General features: G+C 42.2%; 19 protein-coding genes. 3 read left to right on the forward strand and 16 right to left on the reverse strand.

Annotation, left to right across the window (positions count from 1 at the left end; all coding sequences use genetic code 11):
* The first annotated feature begins 186 nt into the window (after nt 1-186).
* From CJD30_RS03745 to CJD30_RS03755, 3 genes are all read left to right on the forward strand, one after another.
* Nucleotides 187-2,574, forward strand: a complete 2,388-nt coding sequence (locus CJD30_RS03745) for a methyl-accepting chemotaxis protein (protein ID WP_294916444.1) — start codon at nt 187-189, stop codon at nt 2,572-2,574.
* 134 nt (nt 2,575-2,708) lie between these two features.
* A complete protein-coding gene (locus tag CJD30_RS03750; protein ID WP_294916445.1) occupies nt 2,709-3,383 on the forward strand; it encodes a response regulator transcription factor in 675 nt (224 codons plus the stop codon).
* A 48-nt stretch (nt 3,384-3,431) separates the two neighbouring features.
* The gene (locus tag CJD30_RS03755) at nt 3,432-4,547 is read left to right on the forward strand and encodes a methyl-accepting chemotaxis protein (protein WP_294916446.1); all 1,116 of its coding nucleotides are present in this window, start codon (nt 3,432-3,434) and stop codon (nt 4,545-4,547) included.
* A gap of 83 nt (nt 4,548-4,630) precedes the next feature.
* On the opposite strand, the gene CJD30_RS03760 is transcribed toward CJD30_RS03755, so the two are convergent.
* From CJD30_RS03760 to CJD30_RS03835, 16 genes are all read right to left on the reverse strand, one after another.
* A complete protein-coding gene (locus CJD30_RS03760) occupies nt 4,631-6,064 on the reverse strand; it encodes an FAD/NAD(P)-binding oxidoreductase (protein ID WP_294916448.1) in 1,434 nt (477 codons plus the stop codon).
* Nucleotides 6,065-6,167: 103 nt separating this feature from the next.
* Nucleotides 6,168-6,917, reverse strand: a complete 750-nt coding sequence (locus CJD30_RS03765) for a DUF695 domain-containing protein (protein WP_294916450.1) — start codon at nt 6,915-6,917, stop codon at nt 6,168-6,170.
* Nucleotides 6,918-6,920: 3 nt separating this feature from the next.
* Entirely contained in the window at nt 6,921-7,262 is a 342-nt protein-coding gene (gene hypA / locus CJD30_RS03770) for a hydrogenase maturation nickel metallochaperone HypA (protein WP_294916452.1), read from the reverse strand.
* The gene (locus CJD30_RS03775) at nt 7,255-8,943 is read right to left on the reverse strand and encodes a hydrogenase maturation protein (RefSeq protein WP_294916453.1); all 1,689 of its coding nucleotides are present in this window, start codon (nt 8,941-8,943) and stop codon (nt 7,255-7,257) included. The genes hypA and CJD30_RS03775 overlap by 8 nt, the downstream gene beginning before the upstream one ends.
* Nucleotides 8,944-8,954: 11 nt before the next feature.
* Nucleotides 8,955-9,953, reverse strand: coding sequence for a hydrogenase expression/formation protein HypE (hypE, locus tag CJD30_RS03780; RefSeq protein ID WP_294916455.1), 999 nt, complete (start codon nt 9,951-9,953; stop codon nt 8,955-8,957).
* Complete coding sequence (gene hypD / locus CJD30_RS03785) at nt 9,950-11,095, reverse strand: hydrogenase formation protein HypD (RefSeq protein WP_294916457.1); 1,146 nt, start codon at nt 11,093-11,095, stop codon at nt 9,950-9,952. The genes hypE and hypD overlap by 4 nt, the downstream gene beginning before the upstream one ends.
* The gene (locus CJD30_RS03790; protein ID WP_294916459.1) at nt 11,092-11,385 is read right to left on the reverse strand and encodes a HypC/HybG/HupF family hydrogenase formation chaperone; all 294 of its coding nucleotides are present in this window, start codon (nt 11,383-11,385) and stop codon (nt 11,092-11,094) included. Before CJD30_RS03790 ends, hypD begins: the two co-directional genes overlap by 4 nt.
* Nucleotides 11,386-11,387: 2 nt before the next feature.
* A complete protein-coding gene (gene hypB / locus CJD30_RS03795) occupies nt 11,388-12,260 on the reverse strand; it encodes a hydrogenase nickel incorporation protein HypB (RefSeq protein ID WP_294916461.1) in 873 nt (290 codons plus the stop codon).
* A 20-nt stretch (nt 12,261-12,280) separates the two neighbouring features.
* Nucleotides 12,281-12,991: an ABC transporter ATP-binding protein gene (locus tag CJD30_RS03800; protein ID WP_294916462.1), complete on the reverse strand. Its 711-nt coding sequence runs from the start codon at nt 12,989-12,991 to the stop codon at nt 12,281-12,283.
* Nucleotides 12,984-13,532 (reverse strand): hypothetical protein, encoded by a 549-nt coding sequence (locus tag CJD30_RS03805; protein WP_294916464.1) that lies wholly within the window; start codon nt 13,530-13,532, stop codon nt 12,984-12,986. Before CJD30_RS03805 ends, CJD30_RS03800 begins: the two co-directional genes overlap by 8 nt.
* On the reverse strand, nt 13,522-13,824 hold the full coding sequence (locus CJD30_RS03810) for a PDGLE domain-containing protein (protein ID WP_294916466.1): 303 nt from the start codon (nt 13,822-13,824) through the stop codon (nt 13,522-13,524). The genes CJD30_RS03805 and CJD30_RS03810 overlap by 11 nt, the downstream gene beginning before the upstream one ends.
* The gene (gene cbiM / locus CJD30_RS03815; protein ID WP_294916468.1) at nt 13,821-14,489 is read right to left on the reverse strand and encodes a cobalt transporter CbiM; all 669 of its coding nucleotides are present in this window, start codon (nt 14,487-14,489) and stop codon (nt 13,821-13,823) included. The genes CJD30_RS03810 and cbiM overlap by 4 nt, the downstream gene beginning before the upstream one ends.
* A gap of 138 nt (nt 14,490-14,627) precedes the next feature.
* On the reverse strand, nt 14,628-15,962 hold the full coding sequence (locus CJD30_RS03820; protein WP_294916469.1) for a copper oxidase: 1,335 nt from the start codon (nt 15,960-15,962) through the stop codon (nt 14,628-14,630).
* Complete coding sequence (locus CJD30_RS03825) at nt 15,962-17,305, reverse strand: TolC family protein (RefSeq protein ID WP_294916471.1); 1,344 nt, start codon at nt 17,303-17,305, stop codon at nt 15,962-15,964. The genes CJD30_RS03820 and CJD30_RS03825 overlap by 1 nt, the downstream gene beginning before the upstream one ends.
* The gene (locus tag CJD30_RS03830; protein ID WP_294916473.1) at nt 17,299-17,499 is read right to left on the reverse strand and encodes a hypothetical protein; all 201 of its coding nucleotides are present in this window, start codon (nt 17,497-17,499) and stop codon (nt 17,299-17,301) included. The genes CJD30_RS03825 and CJD30_RS03830 overlap by 7 nt, the downstream gene beginning before the upstream one ends.
* The gene (locus CJD30_RS03835; protein WP_294916475.1) at nt 17,496-17,840 is read right to left on the reverse strand and encodes a copper-binding protein; all 345 of its coding nucleotides are present in this window, start codon (nt 17,838-17,840) and stop codon (nt 17,496-17,498) included. The genes CJD30_RS03830 and CJD30_RS03835 overlap by 4 nt, the downstream gene beginning before the upstream one ends.
* Nucleotides 17,841-17,923 lie beyond the last annotated feature (83 nt).

The following is a 17,923-nucleotide window of genomic DNA, read 5'->3' on the forward strand; positions in this document are numbered from 1 at the left end:
TTCATACAGGTCGCATAGAAGTCGCATAGAAACTCAAACATTGTGATAAAAATTAAATGCGACTTATATACGACTTTTATATAACATAATTATAAAAAGTTATGAAAGTCAATCATAACCGCTTTATACATAACAGCTATCAGTACGAAATAAAGTGCTGGATGGAATACAGCAAAAGGAACCTAAATGGATAAATGGCTTCAACAAATGTCGGTCTCAAAAAAATTGAACTTTATTATTTTAATTGCTTCAATTATTCTGAGTTTTGGTACTGTATTTTTTATGGTAGCGGCATCTACAGCAAATAATGAGTTTATTGCATTCGAAGAAAAAAGTTTTGAAGGTGTAAAAACGGTATTAGAAACAGAAAAAGAACTCAATTATTTCTCACGCGTCACTCGAGAGATTATGCTGGGGGGAGATTTAAATGAAAATCTTGCAAAACTAGATCAATCTTATAGCAAGATTGAAAAACTACTCAATACACTTGAAAAAAATTCAAATGATCAACATCAACGAAATTTATTAAAACAAGCTAAACATGATGCAATATCGTTTTTAAATTCATCCCGAAGCTTAATGAAATCAATTAAACCAAATCAAACAAATTTACATGACATGTATCTTTATTATCATCAAAACTTTTCTCCTTTAGCCAAAGCATCTCGCGACTCGATGCAAAAACTGGTAGGAGTTAAAATGGATGAATCGGAGGAAATGAAAAAGAATTTCAAAGAAGAAATTTTTACCTTTAAAATCATCGCTGTAATCGGCAGTATATTGGCATTGATGGGTATGTGGATTATAACATCATTGATTGCTGCACAGATAAAAAATGCCCTTACTAAAACACAGACTTCTCTTCTTTCATTTTTCCGATTTCTAAATCATGAAACTACACAAATAGAAATAATTGACTTTAAATCTAAAGATGAATTTGGACAAATGATAGCCCTTATGAATAAAAATATGCTTGCATTATCTCGAACCTTTACGAATGATCAACAAGCTATCAAAATGATTGAAGAGGTAACGGAACAAACAGCACTAGGTTTTGTATCCGTTCGACTTCATACCGAAACTGGAAGTTCCGAGGTAAAAAAGGCAGTGGATGCGATTAATAGAATGCTTGAATCCCTTGAAGAGGCTTTAAATACTTCATCCGCTATTTTGGCATCCTATGCACGTGCAAACTATACTGCGAATGTCGAGATCGGACGTTACAGCGGTGAAATCGGCGGTATGCTAATGGCGCTTAAAGCGTTAGGGGAAAGCAGTGGAGATTTTATGGCTTTAGTAGGCAGAAATGGAAATGCTCTGAACGGCGGTGCAGAAACGCTCTCGATGGCCAGCGAAAATCTCTCTACAGCAGCGAATCAACAAGCATCCAGCCTCGAAGAAACGGCTGCTGCAATCGAAGAGTTGACCAGTAATATCTCAGCGAACAGTCAAAAAGCCTCTGAAATGGCTACTCTCGCCCGCGAAACCGAAAATGCAGCCAATAGCGGCAAAACTCTCGCCGATAGTACGGTAGTTTCAATGAACGAGATTAGTAAAGCAACCCAAGCGATCAACGAAGCGGTCAACATTATCGAGAATATTGCATTCCAAACCAATATCCTCTCACTCAATGCAGCCGTTGAAGCGGCAACTGCCGGAGAAGCAGGAAAAGGGTTCGCCGTTGTTGCCCAAGAGGTACGTAACCTAGCCAACCGTTCAGCTGATGCCGCGTCACAAATCAAAGAACTTGCAGAACTTGCAAATTCTAAATCTCAAGACGGGTTACGTGTTAGCGAAGAGATGATGAAAGGGTTTGATGTCATTAACCAAAAGATCACACAGACTACCCAATTAGTCCAAGATGTTGCCAATGGAAGCCGTGAGCAAATGGCAGGGATCAATCAAATCAATACGGCTGTGACACAACTTGATCAAATGACTCAACAAAATGCCCAAAGTGCAAATGAAGTCAACTCCTTGTCAAGCAATATTCTGCACATGGCAAAATCGCTTCAAGACACTGCATCCAAAACCACCTATTATCCCGAAAGTGAAAATAGAATTTGCAGAGTTGATATGATGTTCGATACAACCAAACTCAAACTCGACCATGTTCTATTCAAAAATAACAATTTTGCCAAACTCAAAGAGCAGCGAGTCACCGCGTGGACAGTGACCAATGAAACGCAATGCGACTTAGGAAAATGGATACAAGTACATAGCCATGAGAACTATGCTCAAGGCAGTGCATGGAATGAGCTTCTTTCCCATCATGCACACGTTCATCAAAAAGTACAAGAGTTTGTAACGATAAAAGCATCAGGAAAAATGAGTAATGATGTTAGAAAGCGCTTGTCCTTGGAAATCGAACAAGATACTGCCAAAGTTTTTGATGCCTTGAATAAGGTTAGAGCTGAGGCTTGTCGACATGAACCGGTAAAAGAGGTGGCAAAGAAGCCCAAAAAAGTCCCTATGCAATCCCAACATACCAATAGTATTGCATCAGCGGCAAAAAAACCGACCGTTCCGACTTCAACTTCAAAACACGATGATAACGTTTGGGAAAGCTTCTAAAGATTTTTCACTTCCCAAAAACTTATTTTGCTGCTCAACCAGTTTGAGCAGCAAAAACGAATTCATACTCAAATCTATAGTGGTAGATTTAAGTATAAATTAGTGCTCATACCTATTCTTAAAAAGGGATACCTATGCGAATACTGCTTTTGGAAAATACCTACAGTCTTGCCCTCTCCATTAGTAACTTTCTGACAACACTCGGGCACGATGTCAATCACTTTGACGGTAAGGTTGATTTTTTAGATATGGTTCGTTCAGGTCCCTATGATTTATTTTTGCTTGATTTAAATGCATCGCATGAAATATCTGTTGATTGCATTAAAGGTATTGTAAAAATTTTCCCTCAATCTCCCATCATCCTTTTGAGCGGAAACCATGATTTAACCGTTATTGAAAAAGCATTGGAATTAGGGTGCAGTGACTATATACGCAGACCCTTTGAATTTAAGGAACTTGAATTAAAAATCAGGCAATTCAACACAAACATTTTTCCTATCAAAAGCTCATTAATTCACTTAAGTCAGCATTACACTTATGACACCGACTCGTCTTTATTATATTACAAAGGCGAAAAACAATCTTTTACAAAAAAAGAAAAGGCTCTTCTCGCCTTATTTATGCTCAATCGGGATAAATTCATAACTGAAGAACAAATCTCGTTAGCATTATGGAACACTCCATATGGAGATTCGACAACCGTTCGCTCCAACATTTACCGTTTACGCAAAAAACTCAAAGAAGACTTTATTCAAACCTATCGGCAAGAAGGGTATATATGGGAAAGCGGTAATCAACATGACCCTTAAATTTTATTTATTTTCAATATTTAGATTAATAAAAGAAAGGGATTAAAAATGTTTTTTAGAGCTAATAAAACAAACGAAAATCTTGAACCGCTATATTCGAAAATAGCAAGTTTAGAACAAGAACTCACTACTCTACAATCTGAAAATAAGCACCTTCATCAAGAGAATAGTCAATATAAAAAGAATGCGTTGATGTTTGATCTCATACATCATTTAACTGCCAATTTGACCAATGCATGCCAAATCGATTTATCACTTTTACAAAAAGATCTTTCTAACAATGTTAGCCATTTAGAGGAAATTGAAACGCTCAACAAAAACAATCGCAAAAATGCAATGGAAATTAACGAAGAAATCAGCGAAATCCTAGATATCCAACAGAAATTAGTCAATAATATCACTGACAATTATGGCTCTGTCGGACAACTCAATGACGGGGTAGGTGCAATCGGACAAGTGATTGATCTCATCAAAGATATTTCTGATCAAACTAATCTTCTCGCTCTTAACGCAGCTATTGAAGCTGCACGTGCAGGCGAACATGGTAGAGGTTTCGCAGTTGTCGCGGATGAAGTACGCAAACTTGCCGAACGTACCCAAAAAGCGACAGCTGAAGTCGCTATGAGTGTTCAAAGCTTAAAACAAAATGCTACTGAAATCTATGAACGATCCAGTACAATGGAGTCTATCTCATCGATTTCGAGTCATAAACTCGAAGAATTCCGTTCAACTTTGCGAAAGCTTGGAGAGCGCACAAAAGAAATTGAAAATGACTCTACTAATGTCCTATACTCTGTTTTTATGGTATTGGTAAAACTGGATCATTTACTTTTTAAAGCAAAAGGGTATAAAAGCGTCTTTACTTTAAAAGTAGAAGAAGAGTTTGTTGACCATCACCATTGTCGTTTAGGCAAATGGGCAAAGGATGGTAAAGGTGCACAAATTTTTGGCCACACTCCAAGCTTTAATAAATTGGAAGCTCCTCATAAAATGGTTCATGACAATATACTCTCAGCCGTTCAGTGTGTTACATCTGGAACATGTGGGCAAGAATCTAAAAATGTCATGACCTATTTTAGCAATGCCGAGAATGCGAGCCGTGAAGTTATAAATACTTTAGATGCTATGCTAAATGAAGAACGGCAAAAAAGAAAAGAACAATAATTTAAACATTTCCCCTCACCTCTCCATGAAAAACTACTGCCATTTCAAAACTTTGAAGTGGCAGTAGTTTAGTTAGATGATTGTTACATAAGCCCGTTTAGCATCAAATAGCGATACATCGGTTGAAGCATATATAGGTCAAACATCCACCATGCCCATCTCGGTTGAGCGGGGTCCAGCGGGAACGACGGAGCCAAACCATCATAGTTGAACTCCGCCATAATGATTTTTCCATAAGAAACTTTGAGCGGACACACAGTATAACCGTCAAATTTGAGCGGAAGTTCCTCTTTTTTCTCCATCAGGGCAATCAGATTTCCAACAACAATTGGACCTTGATGCCGTGCACTTCCCCCTGTTTTTCCAATCGGAATACCGCACACATCCCCGATTCCAAAGACGTTTTTATAACGACGGTGCTGTAACGTCTCACGATCAACTTCCAACCACCCTTTGGCTGTCCCTTTTTGCCATCCGAGCATCGAGTTGGCAACGGCATCTACCGCTGCGGTCGGAGGAGTGACATGGATAAAGTCATACGCCATCTCCACTTCCTCTTCTTTATCGATCATATCGTATTCGTTTAGATCTTTATCAAATTCCCCTTGGACTTGATATGTATGATGAAACGTCGCAATTTTTTTCTCTGCGTCGATACGAATCAGCTCATGCCCAAATTTATTGGTAATGTTTCCGTACCCTTTTTGCACTTTTTGAATGGATGCTTCGATCTCCGGAATGCTAAAAAGTTTTTCACTGGCCGTTGCAAAGATGAAATCGGCACTCAATTTATCACGTTTGAGGAAATCATCACTCAAATAAAGAATTTTTTGAGGTCCACCGCCGCATTTGAGTGGAGTGGAAGGTTGTGTGATGATAACACGAGGCTTGGATGTTTTTGCCGCTTCATGCACTGCTTTGAACCAATCTCGGGTAATCGTTGCCCCCTCAGCCGTACCGGCGGCAAGATCGCTTTGATAGACACTCGCGATTCCGTTTTTGCCGAGCATATCAGCGCTCAATCCCTCAATTTGTTCATAATGGTATTGGACACCCGTTGCTACAACAAGATAGTCATACGATACAGCTGTCCCGTTTTTTGTCGTCAACTTATTATTATCAGGATCAAATGTCTCAACTTCATCTTTGATCCAGGTAACATCTTCACCGATATACCCGGTGTTGTCGAAAATAATATCTTCAGGTTCATACTCTCCCGCTGCAACAAAGATCTGACCCGGCTGGTAAACATGTTTCTCATTGGGAGCAATAATCGTAATATCAGGATTAGCAAGAGCGCGACGAAGACGTGCAAGAACCATCAATGCACCAGAACCCCCTCCTACAATGACAATTTTACCTGTTGCGTTTGAAGCGGCCGCTTCTAATGGAGTGGGAGCAGCCGTACCTGCCAAGACTGATGCGGCTACCGGAGAAAGAGCCATCAATTTCAAGGCATCACGACGGGATAATCCTTCATGGGTATTGACTCTGGTTTTGAGTTCTTCGAGATTCATTTATCTACTCCTTTTGATATTAATGTGAGACATTATTATCTCATTATCGCCGTGAATAGATTAAACTTTCTTAAAAGTGAATTAGTTTTCAGTATTTTTTTGATTAATTTTTGACTACACTGGTTTCCCAACCATCATATGCACCACTGTGCTGTACACTCAAATCGATCAAATGCAATGTCAATGTATCGATATCATAATAGAACGGTTTATCCTGTCGATAAAAGCTGACACCCACCATTGTCGTATTTTCATTAGGCTCAATCAAATTTTTGACCTTAAACCCTTCGGACTCTATCTCTGCAATAAACGTATTTCGCTGTTCATCGGTTTCGAAATAAGATTTATGTTCAATCGCTCGTGCGATATGGAGTGAATCTCCCTGCTCTTTCAAATGATCGCATACTTTGTGATTTTGAATAATTTGCCACTCTACCGGTGTAGGAAAGAGAAGTTTATGATAAATTTCCCACTCACTATCCATTTTGGAACCAAACGTATATTCATAATCAGGGAATGCACTCATCGCTGAATTGACGGCACTCGGCCACTCAAAATCAAGTTTGAGGTAATAAATAAACGTTATCTCGTTATTGGATACGATTTTTCCGACATAATTTCCGACACGGTAACGCAAAGATTCCATTTCTATTTTGTCTTCGATAAATGAAAGCTGTGTTTCCTCTTCCTCTGAAATCAAACCCCGCTCATTCGGTGCTTTCATTTTTAGTTTAATAAATCCGACAGTAAACTTATCTTCACTCGGTAACTCTACCGAAATTCCCACATTAACCAAAACTGAGGCGATATTGCCATCAATTTGTTTCATATACAATTCCCAATATTCTTGCATCTTTTACTCCATTTCCAAGGTCATTAAATACATCTCTTCACCATCGATTACTTTGACATCCAAACTCTCACATGCAGGGCATTTGTAATAGATCTCCTCCAAAGTAGTTTGCACCCCACACTCTTTACACTCGATCACCAGCGGCTGGACATTCATCACAAAATCTGCTCCGTCACACACCGTTTTTTCTTTGAACGTATTAAATGCAATTTCAAGCAAATGGGGCTCAACACCGGACATTTTTCCGATTTTAACCACTATTTTTTTCACCGATTCGGCTTCATTTTGCACTGCGATATCTTCGCATTGCGTTAATAACGCTTGAACAATTGAATACTCATGCATAACTATCTCCTTTTAAATAACTAGGGGTTTGAATGGGACACAATTTATAAACGAAACTCTTTCGTAAACGGTTAAACTCACTCTGCGGATCATAAAAACTCGGATACATTGCTTCCAATTCGGCTTCACGATGATGCTGTAAATCTTCTGGATACGATGTACGGTTGATTTTGTGCCGTTTAGCGTCCAAAAGTTCATAATAGAGCTCTTCATCTTGATACAATGACGTACAATACTCATGCAGTTCATCGGTATATTTACTTCTCTCTTCGGACAAAACAGCATCAATCAAACCGATCTGTTTTGCATGTACGGCACTGATAGGCAAACATTCACTGACCAATGCTTGTGCCGTTTCTTCGCCCACACGGGGCGGTAACGTATAGGTCCAATATTCACTTCCGTGTAATCCTAACGTTTGATAATGAGGATTTAATACCACTCCCTCATGTGCAACAACACGATCTGATGCCAACGCCAAAAAGACTCCGCCGGCACCCGCATTGCACTTCAACGCACTTACCGTAAGAATCTCTTCACATAACAATATTGATTTGACCACCTCATTCATCGAATGGATATTCGACCAGCCGTCTTCGTCTGCTTTTTTCGAATCTTCCATGATGTTCAGATGGATTCCGTTGGAGAAAAACTCCTCTCCCCCCATCAAAACCAGCACTTTGATGTCGTTTTGTTTGAGATGATCAAACGCATATTTCAGACGAATGCACTGATGCGACGCCATAGCTCCATTGTGAAAATCAAATCCGAGATACCCCACCTCATCACGCTGAACGTAAGTAATCTCTTTAAACGTCTCCATCAACGGATCGACAAAGAGTGGCAACCGATCTTCACGAACCCCTTTAAGCCGATCTTTGAGGACATAAGTAGCCGGGAGTTTGATACTGGGCTGATGCCGTTCTTTGAGATGAGAAATCCATATCGCACCGTCTTTGGTTCCCAGACAAATTGCACCCTCACGTTTGGCTAAAATCTCTTTTATCCCTCCGCGCAATCTCCCTTCGGGATGTGCACCGTAAAGTGTACATTCCACCCCTAAAAGTGAATCCAAAACACCTGGATGGCTATCGGCGGATCGTATTTTGACGAGGATCTCTCCTGTAGTGTCATTCTCCCAATCAATCCGACGATCACTCTGCGTCATTGCCCTATGCGCTGAACCTTTGAGTGTATGCTGCTGTTGAGACATCGGTTCAAATGCGGGATTATTTACTGCTTCCAACAACGCATCAATCAGCTCTACCGCTAACGTTGTGGTTTCCTGACGATAGATCGAAGCTTTGCTTCTGCGGGGCATTGAAAATGTCCCGTGGGCATAAATATCTCCAGCATCGTATTCGCCATCTGCACGCAACAGTGTCACTCCCCATTCAGAAGATCCGTTTAACACCGCCCAATCAAGCGCATGAGCACCGCGGTCTCCCGCAATCCCTGGATGGACGATAAATGTCGGAACCGTACTCCAAATCGATTCGGGAATCTTTTTTTTCAAGAATGGTGCAATAATAATATCAGGAACAAAGTTGTTTGTCTCTTCTTGCAGCTGATCATCGGTAATCGCAAACGCCACACCTACCGTTTCGCCTCGATCTCTTAGATGACAAAATACCCTCTGTGAAAGGGAATTAAACGCACTGACCACCAATAAAATACGCAAAGGATTCTCTTTTAGCAGATACGAGGCAACAATTCACCGGTCGGTAAATCCATAAAACGTCGCGATCCCCACGGGCTGAGCAACAAAACACGTCCGTCATGCTGATGAGTGACTGAAGCGATTACATTCGCTTTGCTACCCTCTTCAAATGTCCGCAATACCTGAACCGCACGCTCGGCATCTGAGCGTTTGATTGCTAGGACAAACGTCCCCTCGTTTGCAAGATTATACGCTTCAAATCCGAGGATTTCGCAAATACCCCGAACATCATCGCTGATTGGCAAAGCATCTTCATTCACTTCAATGCATACTTTGGATTGTTTTGCCCATTCATTTAAGACTGCCGCAACTCCTCCGCGGGTCGCATCACGCATCGCTGTGATCTCAATCCCCTCTGCGAGAAGTTTTTCAACCATCGGCCATAATGATGTACAATCGCTTTGAAGGTTGCTCTCAAAGTTCATCCCTTCTCGATTGGCAAAAATCGTCGCACCGTGCTTGCCGATCTCATTGGAGACGATGATCACATCCTCTTCACTTACACTGTTTGAAGAGATACCGCTTTTTTGGACAACTCCCACACCGGTTGTATTGATAAAGATTTTATCGACGCTTCCGCGAGGGACAACTTTGGTATCACCACACACGATTAGGGCATCGTTTTTTTCCAACTCTTTTTTCATTGAACGGACGATTTTTTCCAAATCTTCAACTGGAAACCCCTCTTCGACAATCACGGCACACGTCATATAAGACGGTTTTGCACCCATCATCGCCAAATCGTTACACGTACCGCAAATGCTCAGTTTTCCGATATCTCCGCCATCAAAAAAGATAGGGCTGACGGTAAAACTATCGGTTGTAAATGCGAGCCGTCCGCCATCGATGATTGCGGCATCTTCGCTCTTTTCTAAAATCTCATTTTTAAAATGTTTATAAAATATTTTTGAGATCAGTTCGGCATTTTCTTCTCCGCCGTTACCTTGTGCCAGTACAATATTTTTTGTCATAATAGATTCCCGTATTTATAATAGGCGGCGCATGCCCCCTCGGAGCTTACCATACAGCTCCCCAGAGGAGAACTCGGTTTACACGCGGTTCCAAAAACACTGCACTCTTGCGGTTTTGCAAATCCGCGCAAAATATCCCCGCAAATACACAGCTTATGATCATCGATTTCATCGTAAGGCAAAATCAATTTATAGAGTACTTCCGCATCATAAGCGGCATACTCATCTCGAAGTTTTAATGCGCTGTTAGGGACGTTCCCCATCCCCCGCCATTTGAATAGATCCACTTTTTCAAAATATTTTTCGATCAATGCTTGTGCTTTGAGGTTACCCTCATGGGTAACGAGCCGTTTATACTGGATCTCCAGATCACTGCGCCCTTCATTGAATTGCTTGACCATCATGTAGATCGCTTCCATCACATCCACCGGCTCGAATCCGGCAACCACGACAGGGATTTTATAGTGGGTCGGAAATACTTCATAAATTTTCGATCCGCTAATAACACTCACATGGGATGGTCCAATAAACGCATCGATTCGATGATCGTAACTGTTGACATGCTCGTCTCGGCTATCTATCAGCTCTTTCATCACTTCAGGCACCGTGACATGGTTAATATGAAAAAAGATATTTTTGATATTTTGTTTGATCACGACATCAAGGAGTGCCGCTGTCATAGGTGTTGTCGTCTCAAAACCGATCGCAAAGAAAATGATCTTTTTATCCGGGTTCTCTTGAGCTACTTTGATTGCATCCATCGGAGAGTAGACATAACGGACATCCGCGCCTTTGGCACGTGCATCTTGCAAAGAGCCGTGACTCCCGGGAACTTTGATCATATCTCCTAGAGTAAGCAGTATCACATCTTCTTGCTGTGCCAGCGTATAGGCATGATCAATCCGCTCTTTTGGCATGATACATACGGGGCATCCCGGACCGTGAATAAAATTGATGTTATGAGGTAAAAGCTGTGTCAAACCGTATTTCATGATGGTGTGCGTATGACCACCGCATACTTCCATGATATTGACAGTACGATCAAGTCTTTCAGCCTCTTTGGCAATGAGTTTTTGAAAACTCTTTATCACTTCAGGATCGCGAAATCCGTCATAGAGATCTTTGAGTTCGAGAGAGCTCATGGCAATTCTCTATTCGGACAATTATCATCTTCGAGGACAAGAGCACGCCGGTCCTCTTCATCGAGCTTATCCAAAATCTCCTGATAGACTTTGAGCGATTCAAGCGCGTCTTCCTCATCGATTTTATTCATAATAAATCCGATATGAAGCAAGACGTAATCGCCCACTTTTACCGAACCTTCTTCCATCAAATCCAAACCTGCAGTACGCTGTACGCCCATCGTATCGACCATCGCGATATTGCTTTCCGTATCGATACTAACTACTTTTGAGGGAATCGACAAACACATAATTAACTTCTCATCTTTCGTTTAAATTCAATCCAATCGATCACTTTTTTGACCGATTCGTCATCATTCATATTCACTTCCAAAATATCGACACCCGGTTTGATTTTACGCGCTTCCGCTTTTTCTCGCTCGATATCGTATTTAAAATACGGCAATAGATCCGTTTTTGTGATCAAAATCAAATCAGCTGAACGGAACATCACCGGATATTTTGCAATCTTATCTTCACCCTCTGGAACCGATACGAGAACAATGTTCAAATGGGATCCGACATCATAGCTCGCCGGACAAACCAAGTTTCCGACATTCTCAATAAAACAAACATCGAGAGGAGCCAACCGCAAATCATGGAGCCCTTTGTGGACCATAAATGCGTCCAGATGACATGCGCTTCCGGTCTGAATTTGAACCGCTTCGACTCCAACCGCAATGAGGCGATCGGCATCTCGACTGGTTTCCAAATCCCCTTCGATAACCCCGTATTTGAACGGTGCGAGGGGTGCCATCTTCTCGAGCAACGTCGTTTTCCCGCTCCCCGGAGAACTCATGAGATTGATGGCCAAGACGCCATGTTCATTGAAATGTTCTCGGTTATGATACGCTTCTTGATCGTTTTTATCCAAAATCTTTTTAATCACCGCAATTGTTTTGGTGTCATTGAGCTGCGGATTGTGGTGCAACGTCTCATGCGCCGCTTGATGGGCATGAGAATGTTCACCGTGATCATGATGATGATGTCCTCCATCGTGTGCGTGCTCTCCCGCATCGTGTTCATGGTCGTGCACATGCGTATACTCCCGACCGAATTCATCGACATGAGTATGCTCGTGCTGGTGGTTGTGTCCTGTAAATGAACATCCGCAATCTTTACACATTCTATATTCCTTTTGTTAGTTTAAATTATCAATCCGGCTTTTGTCAGCAACTCTATTTCAAAGGCATTTTCACTGCTTCCGTCGTATAGAATTTTCCCCTTTTCACCCAAAATGATCACCCGCTCACCAAGACGCGGTGCAATTGCCAAATTATGCGTTGCCGTAATCGTGGTTATCGGCTGCGCCGCGATAATCTCCATAAATTTTGCCGTACTTGCAGGATCGAGAGCACTGGTCGGTTCGTCCATCAATAAGACTTTTGGTGATAACGACATAACACATGCCAAAGCCAATTTCTGCTTTTGTCCGCCGCTGAGTTTGAAAGGGACGTGGTTCAAATACGGTGTCAAGCCAAAGAGTTCGGCATAATTTCTCACCCTTGCATCAACATCATCAAATTCGAGCTGTCTCGCACCAAATGCGATTTCATCGTACACTGTCGGATTAAAGAGCATCGCATCGATATTTTGAAACACCAATCCGACATTGCGACGAAAATCTTCATTCACCTGCTTGTGTTTCAAAGCACTTTTTGTCAATGCTTTTCCCTCATACAGCATCTCACCGCTATCGGGAAATTCCAAAGCATTCATAAGCTTTAAAAGTGTGCTTTTACCGCTTCCGTTGATGCCGAGCAACACAATTTTTTCACCCGCTTTTATCGTGAGATTCAAATTCTCAAATACGATATGATCCTCTCGCTTAAGCGTAACGTTTTGGATACTAAACATGGAAACCTCTCGACTTCATCGCTTCGAAGTTTTCCTTGCTTTCTCGAATATTTTTATCCAAAAATCCGGCGATAGCAGAACCGAGGTATTCATAAATTTCGCTTCGTGTCGGTTTTTTGAGTGTACGTGATTTTAATGCGTCCGTATAATCACGATACGCTCTTTGCATAATCATAATTTTTGAAACACTCAACACAAGTAAAAAAGTCAAATCTTTCGAAAAAGAAACCGCTTCATAAATATTGACTCTCGTGATAAACAGTAATGTCAAAAAGATCATATCCAACGAACGCAGATTCACCGTCAAAAAATAGTGCCAAAACGGTTGATTCTGAAAATACAACACTACCGAATAGCTCAACGTAATGAAAAGGGAAAAGAGCGCTACGAGAACAACCGCACGGCGTAAAATCGATACAAACGATTTTCCCGAGATCAACCCCAAAATAGCCAACACAACCAAGAGGGGCTCGTAACTCTTCAGCGAAGAAACCGCGATCAATGCAACAACGTAAAAGAGAAAATAGAATTTAGCTTGCACGTTTCACCGACTTTTTGATACCTATCATTACGACGAAAACCAATCCGACACCAATGATTGCACTCACCCATGTTGATGCCAAAGCGCCCAACCCGCCGATCTCATAATCGGGTATCAAGGTTGCGATCAACGGTTTGGTTGTTGCAATCGACTCGGGAACATATCCAAGCATTGCTTTGATCTCTTCTGGGCTCCATTCTCCCCATGCCGGCCCTTGCGCCATAAGACCCAGAGGGGTTAAAACTACTACCGAGAGGATAAAAATAACCAAATATTTTCCATTGCGGCTCATAGTGCAACCTCTTTTGTACTATTCGTGTTTTTAATTTTTTCAATAAACCGGAGAACCAACATCGTCGCTATCCCCTCAGCTACCCCGAAAAAGAGGATATGAGACCCTACAATCGCCGGTATCGTAACATTCAGACCAAACGGAAAATAGATCGGATGCCCTGCCGCATCGATACCCAATAGGGGTTGCATACCCAGTACTACCGCAATGACAGCCGATGCGGCAACAATACCGCTCCATCCCGCAACAAACGAAACAACACTTTTTTTGATTCGGCCATCGAGTAATTTATGAAGATAAAATGCCACAAACGAAGCAACGAATCCCATGGCCAAAGAATTCAAGGCAAATACACTAAGTCCCCCGTCTCCGAAAACGAGTGCTTGGATAAAAAGAGTAAGCGAAATACAAAATGCACCAACCCAAGGACCAAACAAAATCGCCAAAATAGCGGCTCCGATGGCGTGTCCGCTAGTACCGCCCGGAATCGGTATATTAAACATCATAATGACAAACGAAAATGCGGTAAGCGAAGAGAGAAATGCAAACGATTCATCAGTAATCGCCTCTTTTGTTTTTTTCCAAGCAATCACCAATAACGGTATAACGGCTATTGTTGCCGGAATATACGTTACAGGAGATAAGAAACCGTCTGGTATATGCATTTCAACGCCTAATAATGAATTCCTATTCAGTTGTTTGATTATAAGATATTATGGTAAAAGGAACCTAAATTTTAAAGTTTCTTATTTATTTTCAGGACTTGCGTTTCTTTTTTGACATAATAGTTACTAATATTCGCACTACAGTTTTCGAGCGACACTCCCTGTAGGGTGCTTATACCATCCCGGATCAGAATAATCATCTTTGGGCTGATCTTTGCGCACTTTCACCAACGTAAACATACCGCCCATTTCGATAGGGCCGAAAGGCCCTTTTCCTGTCATCATTGGCAGTGTATTTTCCGGAAGTTTCATCCCCATCTCCGCCATATCCTGCATCTCTGCCATCCCATTTTTCCCCATCGGCATATACATGTAATTCGGCATCAAATCGCTGATTTTTTCGGTGAGATCGTCTTGTTTGACTCCGAGCATATTCGGAACACTGTGCCCCATCGGTCCCATCGTATGGTGTGATTTATGGCAATGAAAAGACCAATCCCCCTCATGTGTTGCAATAAATTCTATCGCTCTTACCGCTCCGACAGGGATATCAGCGGTCACTTCAGGCCAACGGGCACTTTTAGGAATCCATCCCCCATCCGTACACGTCACTTCAAACGGATGCCCGTGCATATGGATAGGATGGTTTGTCATCGTCAGATTCCCGACACGGATACGGACACGATCGCCTACACGGACATTCATGGAATCAATCCCAGGGAAAACACGACTGTTAAAACTCCACAAATTAAACTCTGTCATAGTAGATGGATTCGGCGTATAGGTTCCCGGTGCCACATCGTAGCTGGAGAGGAGAAAACAAAAATCGCGATCGACACGATGCTCTTGCGGTTTTTTCGGATGAATGATAATCATCCCCATCATCCCCATTGCCATTTGCACCATCTCATCGGCATGCGGATGATACATAAATGTCCCGCTTTGTCGAAGAGTAAATTCATAGACATAGGTTTCTCCAGGAGAAATAGCACTCTGCGTCAAACCGCCTACCCCATCCATCCCATTAGGAAGGATCAACCCGTGCCAGTGGATCGTCGTGTGTTCTGGAAGCTTGTTGGTAACGATAAGCCGTACCCGATCCCCCTCCACTGCTTCAATCGTAGGGCCAGGTGATGTGCCGTTGTATCCCCAGCAGTTCACAACCATACCGGGAGCGAATTCGCGCACTACCGGTTCAGCCACAATCCGAAACTCTTTTACCCCCTCTTTCATCTCATAAGGGAGACTCCACCCGTTTAGCGTAACAACCGGATTATAATTTTTCCCCTCTTTTGGGGTAATGATCGTAGCCGGTGACAATACCCTTTTTGGATTCTTGACCAGAGTGAGCTGCCGTTTGTTATTGTCATGTCCGCCGTGTTCATGATCGGAGGCTTTGAGATTCGGGCTCAATGCGGCTGATGCTATCAATGCCGCACCCAACCCTAAAAAATCACGTCTATCGTGTCCCATTACAGTTTTCCTCCAATCGTATATTCCAAATCAGCTTGTGCTTTTTGATAGTTACCCAATGCATCGAGTGCTTCCATTTTTGCTTCCCCTGCACGTCGTTGATCTTCAAGCAGTTCATAAATTCCATCCAACATACCATTATAAAAAAGCTGCGTCTCTTCTAAAATTTGCTGATTGGTTTTTACGATCACCTCATCGTAAGAACGGGCTATATCGTAACTGTATCGTAGCTGCGCATATCCTTCACGCACTTCGGAGCGGATATTGACAGCGGTTTCATCGAGACGATGAACGCTTTGATTGTATAGTGCTTGCGATTTACTGACCCGAGCTTGCCCAAAATCAAAAATTGGGACAGGAAGTTTTATCCCATAGCTATTCAGACGCGATTCACCGGTTACTTTTTCGCTCTCAAGCGAGAGTTCCGCTTCATCCAAAAGACGTGTATTCTCTGTGTACCCTGCCTGTTTGGCAGAATAATCGACCGATTTCATCGCACTGCGCATATCGAGCCGATCGGCTATCGCACGTTTCTCTAATCCAGATTCGCTCATTGTAGGTTCCATACGTTTCAACGGTTCTGTACTCAATGTGTAATACGTTTGTGCTCCGTACACACCAAGAAGTTTATTGAGTGCTTCCCGTGCGGCAGCATTTTCACGTTCTAGTTTGATTGATTCAATACGTGCACGTTCATAACTGTCTTGAACTTTTAACATACTTCGTTTGGAGAGATTCCCTGCTGTATATTGACGAATAGCTAATTGGAAAGAGGCCTCATTGGATTTTAGGATCGATCGGTAAAGACGTACTTTTTCTTCGGCTACACGTGCATCAATATAGCTCTTTTTTGTATCTCTCGCACTGCGGAGAACACTATCTCCAACGCTGAGAATGCTCTCCTCAAGTGCCAATCCTCCAAGCTCACGCCGTAGAGGAATCCAAAGAAGATCCAAAAAGGCAACTTCTACGCTGAGTGTCGATTTCGTCACACCGTTACTGTGTCCGATACTGTAGCCCAACAGAGGATTACGCATCAATCCCGCTTCCACCAACTCACTTTGTGCAATACCGATATTTTCATACGTTTGCTGTAACGCACGGTTATTGATCAGCATAACCCGAAGCGCATTCTCTTGCGTCAAAGGTTTTGACAAAAGCGTACGTACCGTTTCATCAAGATTTGCAGCTTCTTGGGGTGTTTTTATCCATTGAAGCTTTTTTTCGCCCTGAGCCGTTGCGAGTTGATTGAGAGAATCAAATGCTTCATTTTGCGAAATCGTTGCGCATCCTGAGAGAAGTAACAATGCCCCTAACGATGCACTGAGCGTTTTAATTACCATTTTGCCGCTCCGTGCCCCGTTACGTTTTGATCCTCTTTTTGAACGCACCCCTCATCAGCAACTTCTACCGGCTTTGGAGGAGGGGTATACACACTCTTTCCGCTCAAGGCATCCGTTGAGGCGGGACTTGAAACGCTCGCCTGGGCAGCATACCCGACAACTCCGACTACGATAAAAAGAAATATACGCTTCATTGTTTCTTCATCCGAACGATAATATTTTTACCATCCTTTTGGATAAATTCAAACTCGACTCTATCGCCAACCGAAAGCGGATGGGTCAATTCGTGATCCATCACGTCAAAAGGCATCAACATCGACGACCAGCGTAATTCAGGAATAGGATTATGGAAGATTCGGACACTCTCATGATTCTCTGCTATCGCTTTGATCGTCCCCGTAGCATGAACCGTATTTTCCGATACAACGGTGCTTTTAGGATGAACATGATTTTCTCCGCTCATCTCCATTCCCGACACCATCGGAGTCACAGCCAACAGCCCCATACACATCGTACTTAAAATTTTAGATTTCATAATAGCCCCCTACTCTTTTTGAGACAGTATAGCATTCAACACACGAATATCATTAAACGTAATAATAACAATGTTAATGAACA

The sequence above is a fragment of the Sulfuricurvum sp. PD_MW2 genome (assembly GCF_002633015.1).
Classification (GTDB): Bacteria; Campylobacterota; Campylobacteria; order Campylobacterales; family Sulfurimonadaceae; genus Sulfuricurvum.